Annotated in this window: 1 protein-coding gene; it reads left to right on the top strand. The window is 70.5% G+C overall.

Translation table 11 applies throughout. The annotated features are described in order from the left end of the window. Nucleotides 1–212: 212 nt before the first annotated feature. The coding region (locus PKE44_RS17240) for an NAD-glutamate dehydrogenase domain-containing protein (protein ID WP_324553730.1) at nucleotides 213–3,087 on the top strand (2,875 nt) is incomplete at its 3' end.

Below are 3,087 nucleotides of genomic sequence, written 5' to 3'. Positions count from 1 at the left end.
CAAGCAATTGTCTGTCATGGCGTTTTCATAGAGTGGGAAGATGCGTTTGCCCTGCCTTCCCCCGCCGTCTAGACTTCCCGCCACTCCCGCTACCACCCCCTGCCCGGTACGCCGTCCGCGTTCCCCGAACCCGGCGCCGGCGCAGGTGACACCAAGCAGACGCCCGCCGACGGGCGCGCCCTCCCGAGAAGCGCAATCCGAGGTTCCCCACCATGAGCAGCAGCCCAGCGGACAAGAAGGCCGAACTGATCGAGCGCGTCGCGGCGCGGCTCACCGAGCGCCTGCCGGCCGGCGGTGCGGTCGCCGCGCAGTTCGCGCGCGTGTACTTCGCGCGCGTCGCGCCCGAGGACCTGATCAACGACGATCCCGAAGACCTCTACGGCGCCGTGCTCTCGCACTGGAACCTGCTGCGGCGCACACGCACCGGCGAGATCGGCCTGCGCGTCTACAACCCGGGCTACGACGAGCACGGCTGGCGCTCGACGCATACGGCGATCGAGCTGGTCGTGCCGGACATGCCGTTCCTGGTCGATTCGGTGAGCATGGAACTCAACCGCCACGGCTTCACCGTGCACCGGCTGATCCACCCGGTGCTGGCCATCGCCTACGACGAGGACGGCGAGCCGCTGTCGGTGGCCGAGACCGGGGCCGGCGATGGCGTGCAGCTCGCGGTGATGCAGTTCGCGATCGACCGCGAGACCGATGCGGCCCGCCTCGAAACGCTGCGCGACGATCTGGCGCGCGTGCTCGATGACGTGCGCGCCGCGGTCGAGGACTGGCCGCGCATGCTCGCGCGCCTCAATGAAATCGCCGATGAGCTCGATGCGGCGAAGCTGCCGGTGCCGGTCGCCGAGGTCGAGGAGGCGCGCGCCTTCCTCGACTGGGCGGCCGACAACCACTTCACGCTGCTCGGCTACAGCGGCTACCGGCTCGAAGAACTCGACGGCGAGCTGGTGCTGCACCCGGAGCCGGGCACCGGGCTCGGCCTGCGCCGCGGGGCCGCCGCGCATCACGACACGCGCTTCAACGCGCTGCCGCCGCAGCACCGGCGCCTGGCGCTGGCACCGGTGCTGCTGGTCATGACCAAGGCCAACGCCCGCTCGACCGTGCACCGGCCGGTGCAGCTCGATTACCTCGGCATCAAGCGCTTCGACGAAGCCGGCCGGGTCATCGGCGAATGGCGCTTCCTCGGCCTGTATACGTCGAGCGCCTACCAGACCAGTCCGTTCGGGATTCCGGTGCTGCGCGCCAAGGTGCGGGCGGTGATCGAGCGCGCCGGGCTGCCGGCGGTCAGCCATTCCGGCAAGGCGCTGAAGCACATCCTCGCCACCTATCCGCGCGACGAGCTGCTGCAGGCGAGCGTCGACGAGCTGTACCCGATCGCCACCGGCATCCTGCACCTCGAAGAACGCCAGCACCTGCGCGTGTTCATCCGCATCGATGCCTACGAGCGCTACGCGACGGCGCTGATCTACGTGCCGCGCGAGCGCTACAACACCGATCTGCGCAAGCGCATGCAGGACGTGCTGATCGCGGCGCTGAACGGTCACGGCGCCGACTTCTGGGTCGAGTTCGGCGAGTCGGTGCTGGCGCGCGTGCTGTTCACGATCCGCACGACGCCGGGCCACATCCCGGCCTACAGCGTCGAGGAAATCCGCGCGCGCCTGCGCGAGACGATGCTGTCGTGGGAGGACGGCCTGCGCGCGGCGCTGATCGAGGCACACGGCGAGGGCGGCGGCATCGCGCTGTACAACCGCTACGCCGGCGCCTTCGGGGCCGCGTACCAGGAGGACTTCACGCCGCGCGCCGCGGTCGGCGACATCGACCGGCTCGAAGCCGTCGTCGGCGGCGCGCCGCTCGGCCTGCACCTGTACCGGCCGCAGGAATCGCCCGAGGGCTGGCTGCGCTTCAAGCTCTACGGCCGCGCGCCGGTCGTGCCGCTGACCAACGTGCTGCCGATGCTCGAACGCATGGGCCTCGCGGTCATGGAGACGCGCCCCTACGAGGTCGAGCCGCGCGGCGAGGCCGGGCCGCTGTGGGTGCTCGACTTCGACCTGCGCGAGAGCGCCGGCATCCACGTCGATGTCGGGCGCGTGCGCGCGCTGTTCGAGCAGGCCTTCGCGCAGGTCTGGGCCGGGGCGCTGGAGAACGACGGCTTCAACCGGCTGGTGCTCGGCGCCGGGCTCGGCTGGCGCGAGGTCGTCGTGCTGCGCGCCTACGCCAAGTACCTGCTGCAGACGCGGGTGCCGTTCTCGCAGAGCTACATGGAGGAGACGCTGGCGCGCCACGCGCCGATCACCGGCCAGCTCGCGGCGCTGTTCGTCGCGCGCTTCGATCCCGATCACCCGGACGCGGCGCGCTGCGAACAGCTCGCCGGCGGCATCGAGTCGGCGCTCGAAAACGTCGCCGTGCTCGATGAGGACCGCATCCTGCGCCGCTTCCTCGCGGTGATCCTCGCGACGCTGCGCACCAATTTCTACCAGACCAGCCAGCCCGGCCAGCCCGGCACCGACGGCGGGCCGAAGGAATACCTGTCGTTCAAGTTCGACCCGGCGAAGATTCCGGAGCTGCCGCTGCCGCGGCCGATGTTCGAGATCTGGGTGTACTCGCCGCGCGCCGAGGCCATCCACCTGCGCGGCGGCCGCGTCGCACGCGGCGGCATCCGCTGGTCGGACCGGCGCGAGGACTTCCGCACCGAGGTGCTCGGGCTCGTGAAGGCGCAGCAGGTCAAGAACGCCGTGATCGTGCCGGTCGGCTCCAAGGGCGGCTTCGTCGTCAAGCGCCCGCCGGCCGAGCGCGAGGCGCTGATGCAGGAGGTCGTGCACTGCTACAAGACGCTGATGCGCGGCATGCTCGACATCACCGACAACCTCGTGCACGGCGAGGTCGTGCCGCCGGCGCGTGTCGTGCGCTACGACGCCGATGACCCGTATCTGGTGGTCGCCGCCGACAAGGGCACGGCGACCTTCTCGGACATCGCCAACGGTCTGGCGCTCGAATACGGCTTCTGGCTCGGCGATGCCTTCGCCTCCGGCGGCTCGGCCGGCTACGACCACAAGAAGATGGGCATCACCGCGCGCGGCGCCT

The organism is Plasticicumulans sp., assembly GCF_035331805.1.
Lineage (GTDB): Bacteria > Pseudomonadota > Gammaproteobacteria > Competibacterales > Competibacteraceae > Plasticicumulans.
The sequence above is the reverse complement of the archived record's forward strand: the minus strand, read 5'-3'. Positions and strand labels throughout refer to the sequence as shown.